This is a genomic window from Ktedonobacter robiniae, assembly GCF_016587375.1.
GTDB lineage: Bacteria > Chloroflexota > Ktedonobacteria > Ktedonobacterales > Ktedonobacteraceae > Ktedonobacter > Ktedonobacter robiniae.
This window is the reverse complement of the sequence record NZ_BNJG01000001.1, coordinates 587321-613432: the sequence shown is the minus strand read 5'-3', so window position 1 is coordinate 613432 and position 26112 is coordinate 587321. Positions and strand designations below refer to the sequence as shown.

Below are 26112 nucleotides of genomic sequence, written 5' to 3'. Positions count from 1 at the left end.
TATGTAGACGCGTACCTTCAGCAGCGTTGGAGGAGTTCGCCTTCAATTTGCTGCCAGACGTGGATGCTGGTCTGAGTATTATCGAAGGGTAAGTGTTCCAGGGCGGCTTGTTGAGCCAGTCGGGCCGTGCGTTCACGATAGGTATTGATCAGGGCATATTGTTTCTCTGGCTCGGGCATAACATGCAGCTTGATGACCTCGTTGGCATAGAAGGCTCCTTTGGGGAAGGCCAGGGCCAGCAGGTCGCTAAAATATTTGGTCAGTTCCACGCGCAGGGGGGTGAAGTAGTGTGGCTGGCTGCTGGCGGCAAGGAGGCACCCGGCGGTTAGTCCCGCGTAGCGAATGGGGTGAGCGACCGCGCTGACCTCAAATTTATCATGATAGACGGGAAAGGGAGGATGTTCATGGCGCAGGTCGCTCACAAGTTGCAGGTAGCCAGTCTCAACCACGTAGCCGCAGAGGGTCTCGCCCCCAAGGAAGCAAATCTCGTGTTCCAGGTCGCTCGGCCAGGGGAAGTGCCCCTTGCCCGCGATCTCACGCAGGCTATGAATGGCCCCATCCTCGCGTGGTGGCATGCATTGGACCAGGCGAATGGAGAGGCCCAGGCGATTAGGATCGAGCTGTTCCAGGGCCTGATTCAAGATGAGATCGGCCAGGCGCCAGAAGAGCAGGCGTTCGTTGGTGATGGTACGCATATGCAGGACCTGGGCGAAGAACTCAGAAGGAATGGTATCGACGGTATCTTCAATCAGCCAGGCATGCAGGTCGGGATATTGTTGTTCCAGGGCTTGAAAGAGCTCCTGGCGGTCCTTGACGGGGACAGCTTGAAGCAGGCGAACAAGATGTTGCTTATGCGGTTTTGTCTCACCATTGGCCCAGCGGGTCAGGGTCATGGGAGCTATTGAGAGTTCATTGGCGATCCGTTGACGCTCGGCGGTTGACTTAATGATGGAGTGGAGGATGGATGTCCAGGAAGGAGCGGTGCTACTCATGCCAGTTCCACCTTTTATACATAATTAGATGCGTTTCTGACTTCCATTTGCGCTTTTGTATATGATAACAGAGGGGGTAGAGTGAGTCAACCATTGGGGCGGCGAACGTGTATAGAGTAGATGCAGAGGAGAGGCGTAAGCCAGCATGTATGGGAGATATATACATGCGAGAGATGCGGTCCGTAAAGGGATTGGGAATGATGCCAAAGAGAATTATCGTTGTGGATGATGACCGGGAGGTGCGGGAGATACTCGCATTTGTCCTGGTGCGCTATGGATTTGAAGTGGAGTGCGCGAAGGATGGTTCTCAGTTGCAGCAGCTCCTTGCCCCTGTGCATGGACCGCTACCCGACCTAATTATCCTGGACGTCATGATGCCTGGGGAGGATGGGTATCATATTTGTAGGGGGTTACACGAGGATGGTCGAACCAGGCACATCCCTGTCATCATCGTCACAGCACGCGCTGAGCACATCTACGAGCGGATCAGCGAAGATCTGGGGGCGGCGCTCCATATTACCAAACCCTTTCACCCCTTCGAACTCGTAGAACGTGTGCGGACTCTGGTAGGCCCCCCCAAACAAGCCTGATGAACGCGAGAACGGGTCCAGGGATAGGGCCACTTCTCACCGGCGAGGAGCGAGAACGGGGTCCAGGGGCTCCGCCCCTGGCGGGGTTTGGGGTGTACCCAAATTCTTCTTTCTCCCCCCGCCGCAGGCGGCAGAAGCAATATACCCACCTGGCTAGATAGAAGAAAATAGGAAGAAAACTACTTGTATCGACGCTCAAAAGTTGGTATGATTACAAGCAAGAGCGTCCTGGTAACCATACAAGGAAGCAGAGCGGCTATGCCTAATAAATATGAACGCGAAATTGAAGAGATACTGCGCAACCTGGAACTCTCAGACTCTCCGGGGTCTGGGGGGAAGAGAAGTGAGCGCCGATCAGGCTCCCCGAAGAAGGAGCGACCCCCACGTGGCCCTCGTTTTCGGGGCTTTTCCTGGAACTTTTCCCCCAACGAGTGGTTTCTCCTGAGCACCATTGTGGCGGCCTTGCTGGGTGGTGGCTATGCCTATGCCACGCCAACGCATGAGGCCAACCTCATCACAGGTTTGCTGGCCATTGTGGGTATGATCTGTATTGTGTGTGTCGCGCTCACCAATTTTGTCTCGCCTCGTTCGGGTTCCGCGCAGCGTACGCGCCATCAATCGGTCCAGTTTGGCAATGTCACCATTACCCCCTTGCGGCGCGGCCCTTTTAGCAACCTGCGCACGCGCTGGAACCTGTTCTTGTTGAAGCTACGTTATCGCAAGAACGATCGCCCGCGCTAAGGGTTAATTGGATATGATGGATGGCTGAGAAATCGCGCCGAAAAGTGCTTGACAAGCCGCCAAAACCATGTTAATATTTCAACCGTAACAAACGGGGTGTGGCGCAGTTGGTAGCGCGCCTGCTTTGGGAGCAGGAGGTCCGCGGTTCAAGTCCGCGCACCCCGATTATGCGGGAGTAACTCAGTTGGTAGAGTTCCTGCCTTCCAAGCAGGCTGTCGCGAGTTCGAGTCTCGTCTCCCGCTTTTCTTTTATCAATCGTCCCTGTGCAAGCCGATGAGAGGCCACTTCACCAGGAAGTGACCGGTCGAAAGGAAGCACAGGGACGATGTCGTTTTGGGTCATACTCCCTCCAATCACATCCTGCCTCCAAAAAGGCGGACAGCCTGCCTCGCGCAGTGCAACACTCTGCCTCCAACGCGGGCAACACCCTGCCCCCTGGCAGGCGAAACCCTGCCGCAAAAAGGGGTGTCACAAGATTGGGATACGCGAAACATCCTGCCCTTTCAGGCTTGACATCCTGCCGCAAATTGGGGTGTCGCAAGACCCAGCAGAAGAAGAGTGATGCTCTATATGGTTATAAGATGGTAAGCATGCAGTTCAGGTGATAGTCTTCTGCTTCAAGCAGGGACAATCACTGGCCTGGTTGCTGTTGCATAAAAAGCCACTGTCTGCCTCAAGCAGACAGTGGCTTCAGAGAGAGACGCTCGGGAGGATGTGTCATTCTAATGAAGATGAGGCGCTCGTTCTGGCTTGTAGTTGGAACCACGTCCCTGGTTTCCAGGGCAAGCCAAGTGCTGGGAGTAACCACCGATCCCCACCAATCCATCCGCAGACGCGCCAAGAGAGGACCAGGAAGAGACCAAGCATACCAAGTACAGGGTTGATGCTCACTGTCCCAGCCAGCAGGTAATTGAAATTCATCAAAACCCCAAAGCCCGCAGCAATCCCGGTGAGGATGCCTAGCAGGATCCCCAGGCCGACGGCAAATTCTCCATAGGTGATAAGGAACGACCAGAGGCCGGCATTGGGCTGCACGAGGTGTTGTAAAAACCAGGCGTACCAGCCCTGTACGGCTGGATTGGGTCCAGATGTTTTGGCCAGCGCTCCTGCGACAAAACCGCTGATGGCTTTGCCTGATGTCCCCCAAGCCGGAGATTGAATCTTCTCCCATCCAGCCAGCAACCACTTGGCACCGACTTCCATGCGCACCACAAACCACACCGGCGCCGAGCCATCTGACGCAAAGAAAAACTTTCCAATCGCTGGTTCCGGGAAGGGTTCCGTTGTGCCAGTAGCCTTGAGAGTCGAGCGCTCCTGAAAGAAATGGACGAAAGCGAGAATGAGGGCGAGAACAAACAGGATGAGTAAGGCGATGCCCCAATAATCATCGGAAGTTTGCCCGACGAAGTTCCAGATGAGGTGGAAGAGCGTCCAGGCTCCTGCCAGAATGACAATCACGAAGGGAGCCCAGCGGGTTGATATATTCCGTTGACTGGCCATAAATTCCTTTTCCTTTCCGTGGATTGAATGCACTGATGGGGTTTTTCTACATCGAAAAACATCTATTCTAGCGCCCGCACACAGCCTCCGATTCTTTCTCTACAGAGAACCTGTTTGTGCTTGTCCCATCAAGATTTAGAAGAGAAGTTGGATTGCTTCTCCCCTCGTCCATCTGGTGCGTGATACATAGTCAGGTAAGCACGCTCGTCTGAGCTCGGTATTTCCTCTTTGGGGATAGTATGGGTATGCACAATCAGCAAGGGTACGACAGTGCTATCGAAAACATGCTCTGTAATGCTCCCATGCAAGAGGTGTTGCAGACCAGTCCTGCCATGGGTAGACATGGCAATGAGATCGTAGCCCGCATATCCCGGGACATCGCCAATGCACTCGCTTTCGCGAAAAATGCGTTTCCAGATCTCCTCTTCACGAGTATAGGTCACGACAGAATAGCTGGTCTTCAGCGCCGATGAGGCAAATTCGCCAGCCCGTAGTCGCGTGGCGATAGCAGCCAGATAGGCCTCCGCTTCCGCTTGCACAGCCTTATTTTGCTGTTCCTCCTGGGCGATGGTGAAATGATCACGAGCGGTAACGGAGCGGACTGCACAGGTGAGATGGATCTGTCCTTGCTCACTTCCCGCCAGAAGGCATGCCATCTCCGCCGCGGGCTCCAGGGCTGTCTCAGCCTGGGGTGAGCCGTCCAACGGCACCAATATCCGGGGCACATGGAATGGCTGAGCAGGCCGAAGCATCAGCGGAGAACACCCATCGCGCATGACCAGAACTGGGACCAGGCTGTGGCGAAGAACATACTGTGCGACACTCCCAAAGAACCAGCGTGCGACCCCTGTCTGCCCCTGGCTACGCATCACGATAAGATCTGCCTGGCGTTCTCCTGCGATCTGCACAATAGTCGCATCTGGGATACCAATTATTACCTCTGTCGAGACTGAGATATCCTCCAGTTTCAAGATGCGAATCACGTGTTTGAGATATGTTTCGGCCTCAGCGAGATACGTTGTGTGGACCTGTTCAGCCACATAGCTGGGCACCGTTGGATAGAGGCCGGTATAGAGAAGCTCTGGGGCGATGACTTTCACGAGAAGCAGGGAGGCGCCAGTCATGCGTGCCAGGTATGCCCCCATGGACAATGCCTCTTCAGCACGTTTTGAGCCATCAAGCGGGATAAGTATGCGCTTGAACATAGGTAATCTCCTTCATCCACTCTGACCTTGACGCATATTGAGGAGCGGCATCAAGAGGTCATCAGTATTGCTTTCCTCTCAGTGTACTGATTGTGTCTCACATGCTTCTCTCGCTCTTGCTAGGGTATATCACAGCGTCATCACGACATGCGGTACTATCTGGTGCCCCATCACGTACAACTGCTACAAATGTGACGGGAGACTCATTTCCGCTGACGTCCCGAACCTAGCGTATGCTAGACATTCAGGTTTAGACCGCTATGGCTAACGATCTTGGATGCACGACCACATCCTCTACACCCTCGAAACTCTTGGGTGCTACTTTCCGACTGATGTTATATGCGCCGTTGACGTCGGCATTGAGAAGACGCCCGTTTGCAGCACGAAACAAACCACGCTTGATACGCTTGCCTGCATACAACTCATGTTTACAGAGATCTTCATGGTCAAGAAAGCCTTGCCGTGAACTGCTCCCTTTCCGAGTTTCAGCCCCAACCAAGCGTTTCTGCTGTTCGTTCGATACTCCTCTACACAAGCTCTTCGGGCGTCGTTTTTATCTTGGAAGGGGCAGACAAATTTACATCAGCCGTGTCCACAGCCTGCTGTTCTACCTGTTCAAATTGTTCTGGACGTGTGTGCCGCCAGTTCGTCCAGAGGGCCACAACGAGCACTTGAAGCACACCCACAACAGGGGCAGCAAAGAGAGCCCCCCAGATACCAAAAAGTTCAGCACCTGCAATCAGAGCAGCGATAGAGATCACCGGGTGCAATCCTACCGCCTGGCCCACAATCCGAGGGCCAATGACATCGCCTTCGAGGATGTGAACGATAATGAAGTAGATCAAGACACCCAACGCGATAAGCCATCCCTGAGTCAGCGCAAGCAACACACAGATAGCTCCAGATACTAGTGTTCCTAACACCGGAATGAACTCCAGGACGAATGCCATGACTCCCAGGAAGACAGCGTAGGGAACATGAAAGATGAACATGCCGCCACCCACTAGAACCCCAATGAGGGTTGACATGATCAGCTGACCCCGAATATAGCCACCAACGATCCGTTGGAGCGTATCCAAAACGGTACTGGCACGCGCCACATGAGGAGAGTTTTTGCGAACCCAGGTGGAGATACGTGTCCCATCATTAAGCAGGTAGACGCTCAGTACAGCGATCAGTACAAAATCTAAAATGGCGTTTACCACTCCACTGACCACAGGGACTGTATCCCTGGCAGCCCCTTCAAGACTGGAGGTAATTTGTGAACCGAACGACGAGATCTGTGCGTGCGAGATGCCAATAGTGCCCAGCGTTTGCTCGATTGGGGAAAGCTGACCAGCTCCCTTGGGAGTGAGAAGTGTCTGGACAGAACTGGCCAGGGCGCGCACCTGGTCTATTGCCGTCGTCACCACCAGGTAGATCAGGAAACAAAGCGCACTAAGCACCAACACGTACATAATCAGGATCGCCAAAAGGCGAGGCATAAAACGATGGAGCAGCTTAACACCAGGAGCCAGTGCATAGGCTAGAAGGGCCGCAATCGTTAACAGCAGAAGCGTATGGATGATATGACTCGCGCCCCACAGAACAAGACCTGCCAACGCCGTCCACGCCAGTATGGCAAGAGGGATATCGCGTCGTCGTGCCCATTTCGTTGTAGTTGTTTCTAAATGCAGAGAAGTCATGTACATGTCTTTCTTTCTTCCTCAGAAGCAGACCACACCGCTTAAGTAGTCAGATGGTCAACACTTCCGGCCCTGGTTTGCAGATGTAGCCCTGCGATTAGGGAGTGCACATACTGCTTCATACAAGAAGAAGCAGTATGACGGGGACGACTCTCACAAATAGCAACCGTTTCCATTCTGGGAACACTTACGGAATAAAAGAATGTTTCACCGTTCAAGGACAGAAAGAAGAGTTGCCATATAGCGTGGTTGTTGAGAGGGCAATTGTAGAGATACCCGAAAAGATATGCTTTCTCGCCATCTGGTGAACTCATCGAAAGGAGAAACCTTTCTTGACTTCGAGGGTAACACGCTTAACGGAGAGGAAAGTTTCAGTAAAGCATACAGCACAGAAAGGATCAGGTACGCATTCTATCACCTGAAATGAGCTTCCTCACTGTGTCTTTACTCTCACTAGCAAATAGCCTAGTAGTTTGTTACTGTTGATTTGTAAGTCTATCACATATTTTTACCCTGCTCAACCCTGCCTTTGAGCTCAGATTACCCGTCGAAATTGTCCAGCTTTGTCCATTCATATACGGCTCTGGACAACGAATTTACTGTCAAATTTTACCCCTCTAAGGAAGCATCTCAAGCGGTTTTGTGAGCATATCAGAAGATAGAAATAGGGCTCAAACGCATTTTGATGATGAGTCTGAAAAGCAGAAGCAACTTATGTTTCTCCATGCACAAGCGTTTTAAATGCAAATTCTATTATTAGCAATTTATTGAGTTCTTTTTATCTATAGGTTGATATTAAGATATAAAGAATTTCTTTGATACTAAAGCAAAAAGAAAAATAAATGCGAGGCATGGATGTCGGAAAAATTAAAGGAACAAGTTTTAAGAGATTTTGGCGATCAGGGCGCCGATACTCTCAAAAGATATCACGCCCAGATACAATATACATTATATTGGTGCATGCGAATGCCTCGCAATTGTGAGGGCATAGAGGCAGTTATTCCTGGAGAGCAATCCGTCAAAATATGGAGAAGGGGCGACGCACGTGGGAAGTTATTGGTCAGAGAGTCGCTATTACCTGCATGTTCAGTTAGCTGATGTTGAGTCGCCTATCTGGCGTAAAATGGTTGTGCCTGGTGCCATCAGCCTCCATACTCTTCATAAAATGCTTCAGGTGGTTATGGGGCGGGATAACGCTCATCTGTATTTGTTCAGGCTCACTATCAATGAGAAGACAATGGTGTATGGGCTTCCTGATCCTGATTGGGACGATACGGGCATGCGCATCAGGGATAGCCGACGCACAAAGCTCGATGCGACCGTCTGGGCTGAGTGGCTGAAGTTGACGTATGAGTATGACCTGGGTGATAGCTGGCTGCACCAGATTACAATTGAAAAAATTGAGCATCTCGCAGATGAAAACTGGAATGAGGATGCTCTCTGGATCACACCGCGTTGCCTGGCTGGTGAACGGGCCTGTCCTCCAGAGGATGCTGGTGGAATAGGTGGATACACGTCTTTACTTGAGTCGTTGCAGGATCCAAAGCATCCTGAGCACGAACGTCTGCGCCAGTGGGTCGGCGCGTCTTACGATCCTAAGCTCTTTTCAGTTCAGCAGGCCAATTCAGCGCTGGCGATCCTGAAGTGACAGAACTTCCTCATCTGCATTAAATTTGAGCTTGCCCCGATTTGGTGGAGTGGGGGAAGGTAAGATATACTACTCAACTGATTCTGTTAAGAAACAACATTGACTTCGGATTTTTCAGCCAGGAAAACTACGCACACTTCATCTGTAGAATAATTTCCTCATGGTTGTATTCTGGCAGTTGCCTCTACCTTCGATCAGGTAGAGCAGATGGCAAGCGTGAAGAGGCATGCGTACGCAAAGTATGATCTGCCATAAGAGCTATCATGCCCGATGGTAAATACATTATTAATAAAGCACAAACAGAAGGAATATTACTCTTTTTAGCCAAAAAATCCACATCATGTTAATAATAGTGGACAAAATTTCAAAAACATGGTATTTTTTACAAACCAAAATAAATTAATTGTAGAGTATGCTAGAGAGGTCCCTTCTTCGGGTCTCTCAACATCAATCGGTAGGTAGAGAGCAATCCCAACACGTTCCAGATAAAATACGCATTGTTGGAAAGGCAGCCGCAAATGGATGAGTATACACAGGTCAGGGCGAGTGATACACAGCCTTTGGCTTCAAGCACAAATGCAACACTGCTAGATTATACGATGCTTGTCCCTAATGCTCCCATATCCCACAATGCCTATACAGAGCGTATCGCGATTATTGGCGCCGGGCTGGTGGGGCTCAATGCAGCGCACATTCTGGCACTCCTGGGCTATAGGTCTATTACGATCTTCGAAGAGAGCCCAACGGCAGGAGGAATGCTCACCCTTGAGATGCCATCCTTTGGCTTGCCGCCCCAGGCGAGAGCACAGCTATTGGAGTTACTCATGCGGCCAGGAGGCACGCTTCGCCTGCACACCCACGTTGGGCGCGACATTTCGTTTGACGAGATATACCAGGACTATGACGCTGTCTTACTAGCTGTTGGTGTACAACACCAGGCATCTGTCGATGTGCCAGGCGAAGACGCGTTGAAGGGGGTGTACTCTGCGCTGGATACGCTCTTGACTCGGCCTTTTTCTTCACAAGGTGGCTGCACGGGAATGGTCGTGGTTTTGGGAGGAAGCCGTTATACCTTTGATGTCGCCGCTCGTGCTGTCGAGGCAGGGGCCAGTTCGGTCCATGTGTTCTACCCTGCCTCTTTTTCAGAACTCCCTGAGACGGCAAAAAAACAACTGTTGCGCCCACACAAACGTATCACCTTTCACGAGTACACTATGCCGAAGAGCTTTCTAGGGACGGAAGATATGCATGTCTGTGGGATACGTTGCCAGAGGACGCACTGGATTGACCAGGGGCAAACCTCGCACCTGGCCTTTGTGCCAGGGCGCGGGCAGTGTTATCCTGTTGAAACAGTGATTGTCGCCATTGGCGAGGTTCCAGACCTGTCATTTCTTCCTCATGAGATGACTATAACGACGGCATCTGGCGAGGAACTCCAGTTGGCAGGTCCCTTTACGACATTCGTACCGGGTCTCTTTGCTGCCGGAGATGTTGTCCATGACCTGGAATCGTTGGAGGAGGCCTTGCGGGAAGGGCGCGATGTCGGTTTACAAATTCATCACTACCTGAGACAGCAGAAGCTCAATCATCCAGAGGCAAGCAACAACCCGGGCAAAGGCAATGCTCATTTGCCAGGACCAACCAGAAAAAAGACCATTTCCTAATATGGGAACATGTGAGAGGGCCGCAAACGAGAATCAACTTGTTTGCGGCCCTCTCACGTCTTGGCTATACAGTAGGCTAGGCCGCCAGCGAGTTACCTTGTAGGGCACTTTTCTGTCGGCCTGCCTCCGACCACGCATGAGCGTTTCCGTCTCACGTGGCTCTCCAGTGACCAGTCCGAGAAAACTGCCGTGTTGGTCGTCCTGCGTGGATGGCATCATGACAGTCTTGACAGACGACAAGCGTTTTTCTTCTCCGAGCCGCCATCCGTTTGACCCAGGCGGGTTTTTCTGGCCTTCCCTCAGTGTTGAGATCGGCCAGTTTACGGATGTGGTGAACTTCAACGTCCTCTTTGCTTCCGCACATTTCACAAGTGTCTGCAAGTAGTCGTTTGACCAGTTCACTGCGCGTTCCATCGAACATGCGCTGTGTTGTATGGCTGCGCCTGTTTTTAATCCACATGCTCCCTATGGTTGGAATCCCTCTCGTACAATACTTGCAAGCAGCCAGTATGATCTTGGCCTGTTCCCATCCCTTTATCAGTGACAGTATGGACATGCCAACCAGCTTTTGCCATTTTCTTTAAATCCTTGCTAAATTGCTCTCGCGCCTCGCCCTTAAAAAAATTCGACGTATAAGTCTTGACTTGTTGCATTTACTCACTTTTCCTCTCATGAGTTACTGTGAATCACAGAACTCGCTAGGCGTTTCATTCCTATGGAGCCACGGTTATCAGATGATATCGTACATACGAGAAATGAAAGAGGGTACAACGGCAAGAGAGTGAGGAAGGTTATCTCAGAATCGTGTTCCTATGATGAAAAGGGCTTAGGGCCTCTTTCTTACGAGGAGTGTAAGGAATGGAGGATATTTATGTTTATGTTTATATAATATGCTATTTCACAAATAAATACAATAGATAGACATATAGCGAGTGTGATTCATCTTTTGCATTCTAATGAGAAAGTGCTTTGTGAGAAAAGGTCATCCGTCCCCAACGTTTTTGGCCTTGGGTGCGACCTTTGCGGGGCAGATCGCTGAATTGTTGGTTCCTCGCACCCGTGGTAGCTATCAGACGCAGTTGTTTTGAGCGCTACCATCGCCGTATTTTAACGCCGATTCCATGTTCCCCAGAATTGGTCGCTGGATAAAAAGACGTGCGAAGTGAAGCTGGACGACACGGAACCGTTATAACGCCAGGCGCGCTAATCAATGGTTGACTGTGGAACATAGGAGTTGGAGAGCGCGTTGCCCCACGAGAAATCGTACCCTCGTGTATGATGTTGATGGTATGTTTTCTCCTTTTCAGAGTGACTTGCACGCTGTTCCCCGTAGGGGCCATATGGCCTATCCACGTTGTCCATCGCTTGAGGTCTCATTCTCTTTTGGCGACGATGCCGTATGAGGCAAGTGGGAGGGATGGTGTCGTCTTTCTCCTGCTGAAGAGGAAATGCTTCTCGTGAAATGGGTGTCTTTGATCGCTGGTGGAAAGGAGGAGCGAGGTCTGGGCGGCTCCTCTTGTGGCTCTTTCCATCGTGTGGTCTCTCTGGATGCAGCTTTCCCTGCTTTCTGGGTGTTGCTGGGACACATTGGTCTGAACAGAAGGAGAGCCAAAGCATGAGTACATATTCTCCTTTCTCTTTATGGTAGGTAGCAATCACAACGAGAAAGCATTTGCTGTGATACAAGTGTGGTATGTCAGAGGCAGGCTTTCCCGCTTGAAATGTAGGCAGAAAGTCCTTATAGTTTCTTTAAGAGCATGTTTGCGGGGAAAAGATTTCGCTGTTTTCGTTATCCCACGATGCGCTTCTCATCAGAAGAAGTGCGGGAAGAGGGCGCTCTCATAGTCAAAGGATGGTATGACGCCTTTTGTCTCGCAGTTGAAAAAGCTCATGCATAAAAGATGATAAACCTTATAGCCTCTTTTGTCTTTGAGCCGAAAGCAGCGAGTGATAAAAGGCTGAAAATGGCAAAAATGTTCGGACATTTTTTGCCGCAAGAGAGCAAAAATTGTCGTAACCTTTTTCTCCAGCGCTGCTCATATTAGGTGATAGGTGAGTAAAACGGCTTGCCAGGCCGATTGATGGGGTTGGGGAGGGCTGCTTGTGGGTTTCTGCCTTCCAAGCAGGCTGTCGCGAGTTCGAGTCTCGTGTCCCGCTTTTCTTAGAAAACCGTCCTTCTCAACGTGCTTCACAAGCTCCTTCAGATGAAGCGAGCAGTGATGACAGATGAGAAGGACGGTTTTCTTTATGGCCAAAAGGCGTTCAACGGACACCTGCCTTCATTTTCCGGGAAACACCTGCCTCGCGTTCCACGTTCTGACAAAAGTGTTCACAAGCCATTCAATCCATGACCACCTGCCCTTCCACCTAAGCAAACACCTGCCTGCATGGGAACGCAAACACCTGCCTCTCAGCTTCTTCCTCGCGCGAATCTGGAGGCCGCCTGACGTGATTCCTTTTCTATCGCAAGAACGCATAGCTAGACTTGGTACTCGGTAACCTGAAACACTGCTCGCGTATGTTGATGTGTTACACAGATGCGTCACCAAGATCCCGTAAGGCTTCAAGATGATGCGGACGAAAGGAAACGAGCAACCATGGTATTGAAGGCGACAAACAACGATTCTTCTATTGCACACGCCGTGCAGTCAAGGGGAGCAGACAGGCGAACGCACAAGAAAGGATCACGCGTCACACAAGAACGTGCCAAAGCCCAACGTGCCAAACTCGACGCGCAGGTTGAGACCCGGCACCTTCAAGAAGAGCAAGAAGCCGTTGTTCAGGCTACGCGGCACAAGAAAGCAGCACGGCAAGAGGCCCAGGCCAAACGGCGCATCATCACAACGCTCATTGATGCCTACCTCCAGGATCATATTGGTGGTAACCATAGCGAGAAAACCCTGGAGTGGCACCGGACAGCTTTAGGATTGATGCAGATCTTCTTCAAAGAGGAGTTGGACATAACGCAGATCGATGAGGTCAATGCCGATGACGTTAGCGCCTGGTTTGCCCACCTGCGAGCGACTCCAGGAGCCCGTGGCAAAGTCCGCAGTGAACGGACAGTGCAAACCTATGCTCGCTCGGCCCGTGCCTTCTTCCATTGGCTCGTCCGTCGTGGCACCCTTGAGCACAATCCCTTTGACCACGTTGTCTTTCCTAAAGTTGGTCGGCCACTCATCCAAACCATCACCACCGAAGAGTTTGAAAAGCTCCTGCTTGCATGTGCCCCACCGAACGAGACCGGTCCTTTGGCCGAGAGGGCAGCTGTACGCAACCGTGCCATTCTCTGGCTCCTCTACGATACCGGCATCCGCGTCTCGGAACTCATCAGTTTATGCTTGGATGACCTGGATCGTAAAAAAGGGGTCGTGACCGTGTTGGGAAAGGGATCAAAGGAGCGACGCATTGCCCTGGGCCAAAACTGTCTGCGCAACCTCTCTTACTACCTGGACAAATATCGTCCAGATGAAGAAGAACTGGCCGAGTGGGGCAGCGCCGGTGAAGATCACCTCTTTCTCTCCGAGACTCGTCAACCGTTGACCAAAAACGGGGTAGAAATGCTCTTCAAGCGCCTCAAAGCTCGTGCTGGTATTTCTGGCAAGCGCATCAGTCCGCACATTTTTCGACACACGTTTGCCATGAACTATCTCATCAAGAGCAACGATCCTTTCAGCTTACAAGAGTTGCTGGGGCACGAAGATCTGACCACTGTGCTCAACTACATCCACATGAATGATACGATCTTGCAGGAGCAAAAACGTAAATACAGTCCTGGTGATCATATTCCAACTCGGATGCCTGGGCCAAGAGAGATCAGACGCAAGCGTACTCATGTCAAGGAGCAACAGGTAAAAGGGTGAACATTATCAGAAATACATGTATTTCTGATAATGGCTGTATTATAATAGAATATGTGACCCACGGTAAGTCCAAACTTTTCTAGACCGGCGTTCTTCTCAGCATATCCTCTTTTCCCTGTTCTGGCTAGCCATCTGATTGGCCAACGGAAAGAGTGTCAGCAGACACCCTTCCCGTGTTCTACCCGTGCCATTTCAGTATTCGTACCGTGCTAGTACCGCATTATTTCCGCGCTGATACCGTGCCTATTCGGTATGTTCTAGGTGAGCAGTAAGTCTGGAAAGGAGAAATGATGCCAAGACACAAAAAAGAGGTGCCAACCTATGAGCAGATTGTGGCCGACTGCGTGAGAGGCTGCGGTCTACGTACTAGCGAAATGGAGCGCCTGGGGTCTGCGATTTCTAAAGAGGCGTATAGCTAGCAAGAAAGTGAGCATTATGCAATATACATTTCGTCCACTCAATGATCCCCGGCCAGAGATGGAACAGGCTCTAGACAGAGCCATTGAGTTATCTGTAGGAAGTAAACAGTATACTATCGTCGATGGCCAGCTGGTTTATGAGCAACACCGCCGCTATCGCTACGCCTTTACGCTGGAGTCGTCATCCTGGGATCTGCCTGACAGTACCGACTTTCAGCTACAGAGTGCCGATTTCGATCACCTGCTGGTGGAGTTATCGAACACAAAGGATGATCGTGTCACGATCACAACGATGCAACGCTTGCCAGAACGCACGCTCTCCTATGCGCACCTGGTTGTCGAGCGGGCGCATCTCCTGCGCAAGATGAAAGAAGCGTTAGGGCAGGTGCAAGCCTCTATGGATCTCGGTCTTAAGCTGTTCGGATACCTCGATTGCCCTGATGAGGCAGTAACATCCTCACTCGTTGATGCGATCAGCGACGTGTTTGTCCCTGATGATGTGCAGCGCTTGGCGATCCAGCGTTCACTTGCCAGCGAAGTACAGATGATACTGGGTCCTGGCGGAACGGGGAAAACTGATGTGTTGACCGCTATTGCGATGTTACATGCCATTCTTTATAAGAGTCGCGTTCTGATTACCTCGCATACTAATATCGCGATTGATAACGCGATTATCCGCCTAGCGACCTTCTTTCGTAAGCACGGGATGGACTGCTTTCTTGAGGAGCGAAATCTGGTCCGTGCAGGCAATCCGCATTTGGCTGATCTGGAGACTGATGCGTTCCACAACGTCACGATATCCATGATTGTCAATGATGCTATCGAGCAGCAGCGTGAGGAGATCACCCGCCTGGAACGCAGGCGCGAAAAGGTGTTGCTCGATATCACCGAGTATCGGCAAGAATTGCCGATACAGGTCCGTGACTGGAACCAGCGTCAAGAGGAGATCCCGCTCCAGCGGAAACGGATAGAGACGGAACTGGAATGCCTGGAAGAAGAAGAGCAGCGCCAGTTGTCTCCTATTCAAGCGCAGCTGGCATCGCTCATAAAACGCGATAAGAAAGCCATCCAGGCTATGAAAGCCGCAAAAGCAACTTGGCAAGCTGAGGAGGCGCGGCTTATGCCCTTGCAACAGCGTTACATCGATCAGTGGTCACTCTATGAGGCAGGACTGAAAAAGCTAGAAGGGCTGCATGAGTATCGGCCTGTTGCACGTGTTTTTGTCCAGCTCTTGACCGGCAAGTGGGAAAAGGCTTTGGAAGCCAGCGTTGAGGAACTTGCCGCACTCCTGCGCACACTGCAAGACCAGATGGCTCCTATACAGGAGCGGATCGCCAAAGCCAAGCTGACCTATGGGCAGGCAGAGAGGCAACATGCTGATCTCCAGCCCACGATTGACTCCTGGACTAAAAAGCGTGATACACAACCTGCTCACTATATCCAGAAGCAGGCTGCGCTTACTCAGGATCTGGCGGATCTGGAGCGCGAACTTCAGGCTGGCAATCCACGTATTGCTGCATTGGAGCAGGCTTTGATCAAGGCCCGGCAGGAACGTGCCTTGATCGAGGATGCGCTGGCCCATCTTGATCAGCAGGTCGAGGATGCCAAACGGGAGGCAGGACGTCTCGTCCTGGAGTCGGCGCAAGTGGTGGGGGCGACCCTGACCAGCCTGTACCTCAATCCAACACTGCTCAATCAGCAGTGCTAGAGGTGATATGCTGCTCAAGGCAGGTGGTTGTACATAAGCGCTCGAAGGAGCCATCGTTCAAATTCCACGGGTGCTCTTTGATCGCCTCGTGGATACACTCGCTTTTGCTGCTTAGTGCAAACATAGTGTTTGAAACATTTGGATAAAGCCTCCCTCAGAATACGACCGAAAATAGTGAAAATTTTTCCATTTCTTCTGTTGATAAACCTACTTTTGTAGTAGTGAGAAGGCTGATCAAATGGAGAGAGAGAAAACAACTCATCCACAGAACATGCTCCAAATTTCACCAATTTCGTGTCACAATGGGCATTAGTCGGGCAGATGGAACGGGATGGTTGTGACGACAATCTTCGGCAGAGGTCGGAGTGCATGCCTCAGTTGTGACGCAGTCTGACCGTGCAGGATGCGGTGCCACCAGTGCCGGACGACGATCTCTGGAAGGATCACCGTCACCGTGAGGTCGGGGCGTTGCCAATGTAACACCTCGATGTATTTGACTATCGGCGCAACGATCGCGCGGTAGGGAGAGACGATAACCGCGAGCGGCAGATGGTCCCCCCAGAGGTGCCAGTAATCGTGAAAGCGTTTAGCATCCTCTTCCGGGGAACTGAGGTGCAGTGCGAGCACGGGCTGTTGGAGCGAGGCCGCATACGCCAGGGCGCGCATACTGGCGCGGTCCAGCGAGGCAACTGGTACGATCACCAGGTGGTGGATCTCCTCGGGCGTTTCCTCCGCTTCGGCCAGGCCTGCCTCCACGCCTGAGACGAGCGCAGGTAGGCGCTGTGGCTGTGGTACTTCAACCACCCCTGCCTGCAGCGCGAGCGCCTGAGCGGCCAGGTCGTAGTGGCGTCGAATGCGCATCGCGACCAGGATGAACAGCCCGATAGCAAGCGGGGCTACCCAGGCGCCTTCGGTGAACTTCACCCAGGCTACCGTGGAGTTAGGGGTGAGCGCCGCTATAATCCTTGCTCTGGGAGTCACACTAAAGTTACTTGATCATGTGCATGTTGATTTTACCAAAGAATGAAGGAACTCAGCCTAGTTAGAGGCTGAGGCAAGAAAAGGCTGAAGCTAAGACAAGCCCGCCTCATCGCTGGGGCTGCAAGCCGCGGGGCTTGCAACGGGTTCTTCTCTGTCAGGACGATCGAGATTTATTGGGCATGATAGTCCCTTCGAGTGATTTGGCTTGAAGGAGCTGTGCCATGGTGACGTTCGTCGCCAGAAGATTAAGCCCATCCAGGTTTGCCCCTCGTAAATTAGCGCTACTCAGATTTGCCGCGCTCAGGTCGGCACCGCGCAGGTCTGCTCCGCTGAGATCGGCCCCGCTGAAATTGGCCTTGCTCAAATCGATGATGTTAATCAGGTCAGATTCCGCTAGAAACGCGAAGAGGATGCTTCTGCGACCGGGGTCTAAGAGCCGCAATATGGTCCATGTGCGTGTGCGGGCAACAGCGCGCACCTCCGCATTGGTTTTTGATTGGCGTAAATTCTCGCTCAACAGGAGATCCGCCATTTTGTCGAGGTAGCCATGGAGGGCGGCTTCTCGCGCCTGTTCAGTGCTAATCCATGCCGTCCCCACGCCGACTACTATTGGAATTGCCAGGACACCAAGGAGGTAGAGCCAGTCCCAGAGCGTTCTGCCCTGAAAACCAGTCCAGTCCATGTGATAGCCAGCCACAATGGCGGCAATGGAGACGACTAGTGCAATGGCTATCCCTTCACTGAGTGCTCTATGCCGCAGTATAGATGTCCACCACATCGAAAATCGTCTTTGCATCTTATTCCTCCAGCACGAATGACGCATAGCAATCCGCTTGTTGTACACTGAAAAGCCAGGAGAGATAAAACAAGACAATTACTTATTGCCTCGAACCCGACAGGAGGGCAAAGCAGATGCATCGTTGGCAAGCACCTCTCTGCCCTCCATGTGGTTTTGCTCAAGGCATACAACCGCTACCTGCGCGCATGAACTTCCTCAGGGACCTCCACCCTGACCGCTTCAAGCGTAAACTTGCCATCCTTCACATCAATGACGACGGTATCTCCATCGCGCACTGTCCCGTCAAGCAGTTCGCGCGCGATGCGGTTCTCAATCTCCCGTTGAATGACGCGCTTCAGCGGACGGGCACCAAATTCCTCGTCGTATCCCATTTCGGCCAGCCGATCACGGGCAGTGCCGGTGAGTTGGAGCGTAATGTGGCGCTCGCTCAGGCGCTGGCGCAGGCGATCCAGCTGGATATTCACGATATCTCGCATCTGTTCGCGCGAAATCGGATGGAAGACGATGATTTCATCGATGCGGTTGATGAACTCTGGACGGAAGCCTTCCCCGCGCAAGCGTTGACGAACCATGCGTTGGACCTCGTCCTCGTCCAATTTCTCAAGCTCAGGCAGCCAGAGGACTCCAACGTTACTTGTCATGATCAGGACGGTATTCTTGAAGTCAACAGTGCGGCCCTGTCCATCTGTCAGGCGACCATCATCGAGTACCTGGAGCAGGATGTTGAAGACCTCTGGCGCGGCTTTCTCGATTTCGTCGAAGAGCACAACGCTATAGGGACGACGGCGTACCGCCTCGGTTAACTGACCTCCCTCTTCATAGCCGACATAGCCAGGAGGCGCGCCTATCAAGCGTGCTACACTATGTCTCTCCATATACTCGGACATGTCGATGCGAATAATGGCATGCTCATCATCGAAGAGGAATTCGGCGAGTGCTCGTGCCAGCTCGGTTTTCCCTACACCAGTCGGGCCTAAGAAGAGGAAACTGGCCAGCGGCCGGTTGGGGTCCTGGAGTCCCGCTCGCGCGCGACGTATAGCGTCGGAGACCGCTTGTAACGCCCGTTCTTGCCCGACAACGCGTTTGCGCAGGTTATCCTCCATATGGACAAGCTTCTCTATCTCACCCTCCATGAGCCTGGTCGCGGGAATATGGGTCCATTGCGAGATAACCTCGGCAATATCTTCGGCATCCACTTCTTCTTTAAGCATACGAGCACCTTTGATATTGGCGAGCCTCTCCTCCATCTCGTGGAGTTGCTGCTCCAGCCTGGGAATGACGCCATGGCGCAGTTCAGCCGCGCGGGCAAAGTTGTACTCGAGCTCGGCTTTCTCCAGCTCTATCTGGGCCTGTTCGAGTTCTTGCTGTACACGGCGCATGGTCTCGACAGGGCCGCGTTCGCGCTCTAGAGCCAGCTTCATAGTATTGAGTTGCTCTTGCAGATTGGCGATCTCCTGTTCAACTTTTGCACGGCGTTCCTGGCTGCCAGGATCAGACTCCTTTTTCAGGGCTTCATGTTCAATCTGCAACTGTCTAATACGTCGATCCAGCGCGTCGATCTCGGTAGGGGTGCTATCCAACTCGACGCGCTTGCGGCTGGCTGCCTCATCCACCAGGTCAATGGCCTTGTCGGGTAAGAAGCGGTCGGTAATGTAACGCTTGGAGAGGACGGCTGCGGACACCAGGGCGCTGTCGGTGATGCGTACGCCATGATGGGTCTCATAGCGCTGCTTGAGGCCGCGCAGGATACTGATGGTATCCTCGACGGTTGGCTCATCAACCATGACGGGCTGGAAGCGGCGCTCTAGCGCGGCATCTTTTTCAATGTATTTGCGATACTCCTCCAGTGTGGTCGAACCGATGCAGTGGAGCTCGCCACGGGCCAGCAAGGGTTTGAGCATGTTGGAGGCATCCATGGCCCCCTCCGCCGCGCCAGCGCCGACCAGGGTGTGAAGCTCGTCGATGAAGAGGATAATGTTGCCGTTGGAGTCGATCACCTCTTTGAGCACGGCTTTAAGTCGTTCCTCGAACTCACCGCGATACTTGGCGCCAGCGATGAGTGCGCCGAGATCGAGAGCGATAATCTGTTTGCCGACCAGTGTCTTCGGCACATCGCTGCGCATGATCCTCAGGGCTAATCCCTCTACAATAGCGGTCTTGCCAACGCCCGGCTCTCCAATTAGGACCGGGTTATTCTTGGTGCGGCGACTTAGGACCTGGATGACACGCCTGATCTCCGCGTCTCTGCCGATGACCGGGTCGAGCTTTCCTTGCCCTGCCAGCAGAGTGAGATTGCGGCCATATTTTTCGAGCGCCTGGTATTTACCTTCGGGATTCTGGTCGGTCACGCGTTGCCCTCCTCGGATGGACGTGAGAACCTGTAACACCTTGTCACGTGTAAGCCCTGCCGCTTCTAGCGCCTTTGGTGTTACACCATCGCTTATATTAAACATGGCCAGCAACAAGTGCTCAACGCTGAGATACTCGTCGTGAAAGGCTCCCATCTCCTTAAATGCATCTTCCAGGAGCGTGCGCAGGCGCGGTGAAATGCCTGGCTCACTTCCACCATACACCTTTGGCATGCGCTCAAGTTCCTGGCTAACCAGGCGCTGCGCTGCCTCAAGATTGCCTCCTGCCTTCGCGATAACTTGCTGTACCACTCCGCCTTCCTGACTGAGCAGAGCCGCAAGGAGATGCTCTACATCAACCTGACTATGATTGTTTGCTCTCGCGATCTGGCCAGCTTCATTGATGGCTTCACGAGCTTTTTCGGTGAAACGCTCAATGTTCATACTCTCTCGTTTCCCTTGTTGGTGTACAAATGAACGATTCTTGTAGGTTGAGCACTACAATGACCACGAGTCAGTTTTCTCAGTCGCCAGAAAATTGCCATGATGAAGATTGTATCTGAGCCACTTGGCTTCGCGTTTCTTCCAGTTCTTGCTGCAACGTTGCCAGGCGCTTGAGTAAGTGGAGAACGACTTCGACGCCCTCCAAATTCACTCCTAATTCATGCTGTAAGCGGCGAATACGCCGCAGGCGTCGCACATCCTCTTCGCTATAGCGCCGGTTTCTACTGCTGCCTTCGCCCTGGACCAGGCCTAATGCTTCCAGGGAATGCAGCGCACGCATGTTGAGGTGGCTCGCGGTGACAGCCTCATGCGCGCTATATGAGCTTAGCGCGGCATATGGTTGTACTACAATACGCGTGATATATGAGTTATCCACGTCTGCTCCTTTCTTCTACCGGGCTTGCCTGGGGAACGTAGCCAACAGAACGGGCGAAGGCTTCGAAGAGGTGACGTTGCTCTGGACTGAGGTGTTTAGGCATTACCACGTGTACGTCAGCGTAGAGATCGCCCCTTTTATCTGGTTCTCCCATAACAGGCATGCCCTGGCCCCGTAGACGCAACGCGGTACCCTCCTCGGTCCCGGGCGGTATACGCAGCAACAGGCGGCGGTCATCTGGGGTCGGTACCTGTATCTCTCCACCTAATACAGCCTCGGCGAGAGGAACCTCGACGCGCGTATGTAGCGTCGTCCCCTCCCGTGTGAAGCGAGAGTCAGGCGCCATATGTACACGCAGGTACAGATCACCGCGCCCAGCAGGCCCCTCCTGGCCCTGACCAGCTATCCGTATGCGCGAACCCTCGTCAACCCCAGGGGGGATTTTTACCTCCAACCGACGTGTGCTGCCATCTGTAGTGGCCAGTTCTAAAACGCGCGTAGCGCCTTTATAGGCTTCTGGAAGTGTCACAGTGACTTCAGCCTCGACGTCCTGGCGGGCCGGGGCACGAGCCTCGGCCCGCGTATGGCCAGCCGTACGCGATCGCCTGGTTCCTGGACCTGCACCAAAGTAGGTCTCGAAGAAATCCGAGAACGGAGACGCGCCGCCAAAGAGGTCGTTTAAGTCTTCTTCGCTGACGGTATGATAGTGGGTGCGTCCTCTACCAGCGCCTGTTGCCCCCGTTCCAGCCGCGTAGCCCGCACCCGGCCAGCTCCCGTATTGCTGGTAGTACCTATCCATCTCGTCGTAGCTTTTCCGTTTCTCTGGGTCGGAGAGCACTTCGTTGGCTTCGTTGATCTCCTTGAACTTCTCCTCGGCTGCCTTATCACCTGGATTGATATCAGGGTGATATTGGCGCGCGAGTTTGCGAAAGGCTTTTTGAATATCCTTCTGACTTGCGTTCCTGTCCACGCCCAACGTCTTGTAGTAGTCCTTATAATCAACAGCCATGGGTTGTTTCTCCCTGGAAGAGGAGTTTTAGAGGATCCGAATGATATCGATCTCCTAAGCCCTCTTCGCAGCAACGCTATATTCTTTGTCAATGAGCTCCTGGACAGCCAGGAGATCTAGACCTGCCTCTGTGAGCGTTGCTTCCCCGACATACTGACCCATACGGGCAATGTGCAGCATTTCGCGAAATTCAGATTCCCTTAAACCGCTCAGGCGCTCTGCTTCTTCCCACTGGTGAGGCTGCATACGGACCTTGCGCTCTTTCACATATAATGTCCCCACCTGCCGGATGGCGGCGAGCACGCGCACGAGGGTTGGCGTAACGGGATGCCCGAGGTGCATCGCCCCGCTCACAGCTCTGGTGAGGAGTTGCCCCGCCTCCGTACGTATCATCTGACAATCAACAAGCCTGTCAATAAAGCCGCGTGCTTCGAGCTTTTCCAGCGCCCAGTTGCGTTTTTCTTCGTCGAGCCCTTCTCGGCTGTTGCTGCCAAAACCACATGATTCCCCTTCGGTGTCGGGGAGTTGCTCCAAAAGTTCGGCCTCCTCTCGTGTAAGTGCAAGCCTTCGTATGCAGTGGTTGGCGAGATTGGCGTAAAAGCGGCCCGATGCAGTGATCCCTCCAGTGCCAATAAGCTCTTCCTCACGTGCCTGCTCAATCCACCACTGCGCAGGAACGCCCAGGTGGGTTTCGGCAATCGTTAGAGCTTTAACCGCTGTAGCGCTGATGTCGCGTGTGTTCCCCTCCTGCTCTTCCACAATTTTTTGACCTGTGAACGTCAGGCGATAGCCCATATTACGGCCTTCCATTTCAGCTCTTAGCAAGTCAAAGGCCTCCAGGCCAACGAGGAGCTCCTCGAGATCCCAATTGGTGTTAAACCACTCATCGTGCTCTTTTACCTGCTCTAGCAGCGCCACAGCCTGACGCTTCAACGGCGTTCTCTCTCGTAAGGTTCGGCCACGGCGTCCTTCCAGGGCGCGATAGCGTTTGACCATACGATTAACTAGCACGCGATGTAGGGCCTCTTTATTGGTGGGTTTATGTTCCTGAACCAGGTGATCGATGGTCGTGAGTAATTCAACTTCAGGTTCGGTGATCGCGAATGTACGCGTCTTTTCTGGTACCTCTTTTTGTAGAAGAGAATATGCTTTGAGCGCTGCATAACCTGCTTCGCTCAGTTTTTCATCCGCATCGACATAGCCCAGCAATTGGAGGCTGGCTATTTGTTCAGGCGTTAAAACGGAGCTTCCCTTATCAGCTAACTCTGCTAGTACCTGGAGCAATGGCTCATCAAGAGCCACATCTAGAGGGCTATAGCCTTCTTTACGCAAAGCATCATAGACGGCCTGGCCTAATGCCGTTAGGACATAATTATCCCCTTCAGGAATCGACCAGGCCAGGAGGTTCATGGCTTCCATGAGCGCTAGTTGTTCTGCGGTCATTTGAGCGGCTGGTTTCTGGGCATAGCCAGGATGCATGTGGCGGATCGCATTTGCGAGATCGCCATAAATCTCCAGACGTGGACGATGGTGTTCAGCGAAATCCCTCCAGGCCTCGCCATAACGATTTAGACAGGTAAGCTGACGCTTTTCGAGTGTATCCTGCACCTGCTTTGTGAAGCCGCGTGCACGCAGCATATCTACTGTTACCGGACCAACCTGCCCCTTTTTTAACGTTGCTGCGTGTAAAGCGGCCAGAATATCTGAGCCGAGAAAACGCCAGTTGTGCTCGAGACGATCTATAGTAGGAAGCAAGTTCTCCGCATGCATTGCTCTCATGAGGTCAAGCGCCTCACGCCCGGCATAGGAGAGTTGGTAGGCGCGAGGAGGCTGGAGAAGGGCAAGGCCCTGCAATTCAAGTTCGCGATAAATGTGTTCCTGAGGATCATCTTCTGCCAATGAATGTGTTGCGTGTCCCGCAGCCTCTTCGGCAGCCAGCTCTTGTAACGCGATGAGATGCGCTGAAGCTAAGAGCATATTGCACATCCTTTCCTGCTCTCCTGAGTGCATCCATAGAGAGCAATCTTGTATGTCTGCATTCAGTTGTAACTGTAACGGTGCGCTTGCTATCCTGGAGGTGCTCCAAAGCTAGAGAGGCAGCCCCCAGGATATCTATAAGTGAGTCAGGTGAGTCGCTAGAGTTCTCGGTATTCTCCTTCGACGGTCCCTGGCTCGCTGCCAGAACTGGCTTGCGCTCTTGCTTCAGTGGCTTGGCTGCCAGCTGGAGCGCCTGTATAGCTGGCAATCTCCTGTTGCATGCGCTGATAGGTGCTCTCTAGTTCAGCCATGCTGCTTTGCACACGTGCTATATCACTCCCAATTAGGGCGTCGCGCACAGCCTTGACCTTGCTCTCGGCTTCATTGCGCATACTGGGTGAGAGTTTCTCCGTGTTCTCCTTGAGAGTACGCTCTACCTGGTAGGCCACACTGGAAGCATTGTTGCGTATCTCGATCTCCTGGCGGCGCTGGCGGTCTTCCTGAGCGTGCTGCTCCGCTTCACGCACCATGCGGTCAACATCACTTTGCGAGAGACCACTGGAGGCGGTAATGGTGATCTTTTGCTCACGACCCGTGGCCTTGTCGCGCGCGGTCACGTTGAGGATGCCGTTTGCGTCGATGTCGAAGGTGACCTCGATCTGTGGCATGCCACGCGGCGCGGGACTGATACCCTCCAGGCGGAAGTGGCCCAGGCTCTTGTTATCGCTTGCCAGTTCACGTTCACCCTGGAGTACATGAACGTCCACTGCTGATTGATTGTCCTCGGCTGTGCTGAAAGTCTCGCTCTTGCGTGTAGGAATGGTCGTGTTGCGCTCAATGAGCTTGGTTGTCACTCCACCCAGTGTCTCGACGCCAAGTGAGAGCGGGGTGACATCCAGGAGTAAGACATCCTTAACCTCGCCTCCCAGCACACCTCCCTGGATAGCCGCGCCAACGGCGACGACCTCATCGGGATTGACCCCCTTGTGCGGGTCCTTGCCGAAAATGTTTTTGACAAACTCAACTACGGCTGGCATACGGGTCTGCCCGCCCACCAGCACATCCTCGTTGACGTCGCTTGGCTTGACCTGCGCATCCTCCAAGGCACGCATGACCGGACCACGCGTGCGCTCGATCAGGTCACCCACCAGTTGCTCTAGCTTGGCACGTGTAAGTGTCATCACAAGGTGCCTTGGCCCACTGGCGTCAGCTGTAATAAAGGGGAGGTTGATCTCGGTCTGAGTCGATGAGGAGAGCTCGATCTTGGCGCGCTCAGCTGCTTCTTTTAGGCGCTGCAGCGCCATGCGATCGTTGCGTAAATCAATACCCTGATCCTTGCGAAACTCGTCAGCAAGCCAATCCACAATCCGCTGATCAAAGTCGTCGCCACCCAGATGAGTATCACCATTGGTGGACTTGACTTCAATGACACCCTCCCCCAGTTGTAGGACGGAGATATCAAAGGTGCCACCACCAAGGTCATAGACGCCAATCAGCTCGTCATGCTTCTTGTCCAGCCCATAGGCAAGTGAGGCCGCGGTTGGCTCATTAATGATGCGTAAGACTTCAAGTCCTGCGATGGTACCCGCGTCTTTCGTGGCCTGGCGCTGTGAGTCGTTGAAGTAGGCGGGGACAGTGATGACGGCCTGCGTAATGCGCTCCCCCAATTTGTCTTCCGCATCGACTTTCAGCTTTTGGAGGATCATGGCCGAAATTTCTGGCGGACTATACTCACGCCCTCCCATCACGACGCGGACATCACCGTTCGCAGCGCCTGTAATCTTGTAGGGAACCATTTTTATCGTACGCTGTACCTCGGGATCATCGAACCTACGCCCCATGAGACGCTTAATGGAGAAGACGGTATTTTCTGGGTTGGTCACGGCCTGGCGTTTGGCGACCTGGCCCACCAGGCGCTCGCCATTCTTTGTAATCGCAACGATAGAGGGCGTAATCCGCGCACCCTCCCTGTTCTCAATAACGGTTGGCTCGCCTGCCTCCATGATTGACATGACTGAGTTTGTTGTTCCCAGGTCAATGCCGAGTACCTTTGCCATTGTTGCCCCTCTCTCTCGTATTGTGTCCACGGCTCCTCTCGACAAGGAG

The 26112-nt window shown here is 52.9% G+C and carries 18 protein-coding genes, 2 tRNA genes and 1 pseudogene; 8 read left to right on the top strand and 13 right to left on the bottom strand.

Annotated features, from left to right (window positions below; translation table 11 throughout):
* Positions 1–17: 17 nt before the first annotated feature.
* Entirely contained in the window at positions 18–992 is a 975-nt protein-coding gene (locus JMJ04_RS02475; protein ID WP_201368981.1) for a GAF domain-containing protein, read from the bottom strand.
* A 197-nt stretch (positions 993–1189) separates the two neighbouring features.
* On the opposite strand from JMJ04_RS02475, the gene JMJ04_RS02470 reads away from it, so the two are divergent.
* From JMJ04_RS02470 to JMJ04_RS02455, 4 genes are all read left to right on the top strand, one after another.
* Positions 1190–1582 carry a response regulator transcription factor gene (locus JMJ04_RS02470; RefSeq protein WP_201368980.1) on the top strand — a complete coding sequence of 131 codons (393 nt, stop codon included), beginning with the start codon at positions 1190–1192 and terminating at the stop codon, positions 1580–1582.
* A gap of 258 nt (positions 1583–1840) precedes the next feature.
* The gene (locus JMJ04_RS02465; RefSeq protein ID WP_201368979.1) at positions 1841–2323 is read left to right on the top strand and encodes a hypothetical protein; all 483 of its coding nucleotides are present in this window, start codon (positions 1841–1843) and stop codon (positions 2321–2323) included.
* Between the two features lie 92 nt (positions 2324–2415).
* A tRNA-Pro gene (locus JMJ04_RS02460) sits at positions 2416–2488 on the top strand.
* A 4-nt stretch (positions 2489–2492) separates the two neighbouring features.
* Positions 2493–2565 (top strand) — tRNA-Gly (locus JMJ04_RS02455).
* Between the two features lie 475 nt (positions 2566–3040).
* Here JMJ04_RS02455 and JMJ04_RS02450 read toward each other — a convergent pair.
* From JMJ04_RS02450 to JMJ04_RS02440, 3 genes are all read right to left on the bottom strand, one after another.
* Positions 3041–3823 carry a hypothetical protein gene (locus JMJ04_RS02450; protein WP_201368978.1) on the bottom strand — a complete coding sequence of 261 codons (783 nt, stop codon included), beginning with the start codon at positions 3821–3823 and terminating at the stop codon, positions 3041–3043.
* A 128-nt stretch (positions 3824–3951) separates the two neighbouring features.
* Positions 3952–5028: a universal stress protein gene (locus JMJ04_RS02445; protein WP_201368977.1), complete on the bottom strand. Its 1077-nt coding sequence runs from the start codon at positions 5026–5028 to the stop codon at positions 3952–3954.
* Positions 5029–5555: 527 nt separating this feature from the next.
* On the bottom strand, positions 5556–6713 hold the full coding sequence (locus JMJ04_RS02440) for an AI-2E family transporter (RefSeq protein ID WP_201368976.1): 1158 nt from the start codon (positions 6711–6713) through the stop codon (positions 5556–5558).
* 1045 nt (positions 6714–7758) lie between these two features.
* Between JMJ04_RS02440 and JMJ04_RS02435 the strand changes: the two genes are divergently transcribed.
* Complete coding sequence (locus JMJ04_RS02435) at positions 7759–8361, top strand: plasmid pRiA4b ORF-3 family protein (protein WP_201368975.1); 603 nt, start codon at positions 7759–7761, stop codon at positions 8359–8361.
* A 518-nt stretch (positions 8362–8879) separates the two neighbouring features.
* Entirely contained in the window at positions 8880–10025 is a 1146-nt protein-coding gene (locus tag JMJ04_RS02430) for an FAD-dependent oxidoreductase (protein WP_201368974.1), read from the top strand.
* A 92-nt stretch (positions 10026–10117) separates the two neighbouring features.
* Here JMJ04_RS02430 and JMJ04_RS48505 read toward each other — a convergent pair.
* Positions 10118–10437: pseudogene (locus tag JMJ04_RS48505) on the bottom strand (HNH endonuclease); the annotation flags it as partial.
* A 37-nt stretch (positions 10438–10474) separates the two neighbouring features.
* Positions 10475–10678: a hypothetical protein gene (locus tag JMJ04_RS02425; protein WP_201368973.1), complete on the bottom strand. Its 204-nt coding sequence runs from the start codon at positions 10676–10678 to the stop codon at positions 10475–10477.
* Positions 10679–12622: 1944 nt separating this feature from the next.
* On the opposite strand from JMJ04_RS02425, the gene JMJ04_RS02420 reads away from it, so the two are divergent.
* Entirely contained in the window at positions 12623–13885 is a 1263-nt protein-coding gene (locus JMJ04_RS02420; protein ID WP_201368972.1) for a tyrosine-type recombinase/integrase, read from the top strand.
* A gap of 435 nt (positions 13886–14320) precedes the next feature.
* Positions 14321–16012 (top strand): AAA domain-containing protein, encoded by a 1692-nt coding sequence (locus JMJ04_RS02415; RefSeq protein WP_201368971.1) that lies wholly within the window; start codon positions 14321–14323, stop codon positions 16010–16012.
* A 309-nt stretch (positions 16013–16321) separates the two neighbouring features.
* Here JMJ04_RS02415 and JMJ04_RS02410 read toward each other — a convergent pair whose 3' ends face one another.
* From JMJ04_RS02410 to dnaK, 7 genes are all read right to left on the bottom strand, one after another.
* Complete coding sequence (locus JMJ04_RS02410; RefSeq protein WP_201368970.1) at positions 16322–16993, bottom strand: hypothetical protein; 672 nt, start codon at positions 16991–16993, stop codon at positions 16322–16324.
* A 154-nt stretch (positions 16994–17147) separates the two neighbouring features.
* On the bottom strand, positions 17148–17789 hold the full coding sequence (locus JMJ04_RS02405) for a pentapeptide repeat-containing protein (RefSeq protein ID WP_201368969.1): 642 nt from the start codon (positions 17787–17789) through the stop codon (positions 17148–17150).
* Between the two features lie 176 nt (positions 17790–17965).
* Entirely contained in the window at positions 17966–20584 is a 2619-nt protein-coding gene (clpB, locus tag JMJ04_RS02400) for an ATP-dependent chaperone ClpB (protein ID WP_201368968.1), read from the bottom strand.
* A gap of 79 nt (positions 20585–20663) precedes the next feature.
* Positions 20664–21020, bottom strand: coding sequence for a chaperone modulator CbpM (locus tag JMJ04_RS02395; protein WP_201368967.1), 357 nt, complete (start codon positions 21018–21020; stop codon positions 20664–20666).
* Entirely contained in the window at positions 21013–22029 is a 1017-nt protein-coding gene (locus JMJ04_RS02390) for a DnaJ C-terminal domain-containing protein (protein ID WP_201368966.1), read from the bottom strand. The genes JMJ04_RS02395 and JMJ04_RS02390 overlap by 8 nt, the downstream gene beginning before the upstream one ends.
* A 54-nt stretch (positions 22030–22083) precedes the next feature.
* Entirely contained in the window at positions 22084–24006 is a 1923-nt protein-coding gene (locus tag JMJ04_RS02385) for a DUF505 domain-containing protein (protein ID WP_201368965.1), read from the bottom strand.
* Between the two features lie 158 nt (positions 24007–24164).
* Positions 24165–26063, bottom strand: coding sequence for a molecular chaperone DnaK (gene dnaK, locus JMJ04_RS02380; RefSeq protein WP_201368964.1), 1899 nt, complete (start codon positions 26061–26063; stop codon positions 24165–24167).
* Between the last annotated feature and the right edge of the window lie 49 nt (positions 26064–26112).

What these genes read in the sequence shown, in the direction of transcription:
- JMJ04_RS02475 (WP_201368981.1), bottom strand. Translation starts at nt 992, where the DNA reads ATGAGTAGCACCGCTCCTTCCTGGACATCCATCCTCCACTCCATCATT.
- JMJ04_RS02470 (WP_201368980.1), top strand. Translation starts at nt 1,190, where the DNA reads ATGATGCCAAAGAGAATTATCGTTGTGGATGATGACCGGGAGGTGCGG.
- JMJ04_RS02465 (WP_201368979.1), top strand. Translation starts at nt 1,841, where the DNA reads ATGCCTAATAAATATGAACGCGAAATTGAAGAGATACTGCGCAACCTG.
- JMJ04_RS02450 (WP_201368978.1), bottom strand. Translation starts at nt 3,823, where the DNA reads ATGGCCAGTCAACGGAATATATCAACCCGCTGGGCTCCCTTCGTGATT.
- JMJ04_RS02445 (WP_201368977.1), bottom strand. Translation starts at nt 5,028, where the DNA reads ATGTTCAAGCGCATACTTATCCCGCTTGATGGCTCAAAACGTGCTGAA.
- JMJ04_RS02440 (WP_201368976.1), bottom strand. Translation starts at nt 6,713, where the DNA reads ATGACTTCTCTGCATTTAGAAACAACTACAACGAAATGGGCACGACGA.
- JMJ04_RS02430 (WP_201368974.1), top strand. Translation starts at nt 8,880, where the DNA reads ATGGATGAGTATACACAGGTCAGGGCGAGTGATACACAGCCTTTGGCT.
- JMJ04_RS02425 (WP_201368973.1), bottom strand. Translation starts at nt 10,678, where the DNA reads ATGCAACAAGTCAAGACTTATACGTCGAATTTTTTTAAGGGCGAGGCG.
- JMJ04_RS02420 (WP_201368972.1), top strand. Translation starts at nt 12,623, where the DNA reads ATGGTATTGAAGGCGACAAACAACGATTCTTCTATTGCACACGCCGTG.
- JMJ04_RS02415 (WP_201368971.1), top strand. Translation starts at nt 14,321, where the DNA reads ATGCAATATACATTTCGTCCACTCAATGATCCCCGGCCAGAGATGGAA.
- JMJ04_RS02405 (WP_201368969.1), bottom strand. Translation starts at nt 17,789, where the DNA reads ATGCAAAGACGATTTTCGATGTGGTGGACATCTATACTGCGGCATAGA.
- clpB (WP_201368968.1), bottom strand. Translation starts at nt 20,584, where the DNA reads ATGAACATTGAGCGTTTCACCGAAAAAGCTCGTGAAGCCATCAATGAA.
- JMJ04_RS02390 (WP_201368966.1), bottom strand. Translation starts at nt 22,029, where the DNA reads ATGGCTGTTGATTATAAGGACTACTACAAGACGTTGGGCGTGGACAGG.
- JMJ04_RS02385 (WP_201368965.1), bottom strand. Translation starts at nt 24,006, where the DNA reads ATGCTCTTAGCTTCAGCGCATCTCATCGCGTTACAAGAGCTGGCTGCC.
- dnaK (WP_201368964.1), bottom strand. Translation starts at nt 26,063, where the DNA reads ATGGCAAAGGTACTCGGCATTGACCTGGGAACAACAAACTCAGTCATG.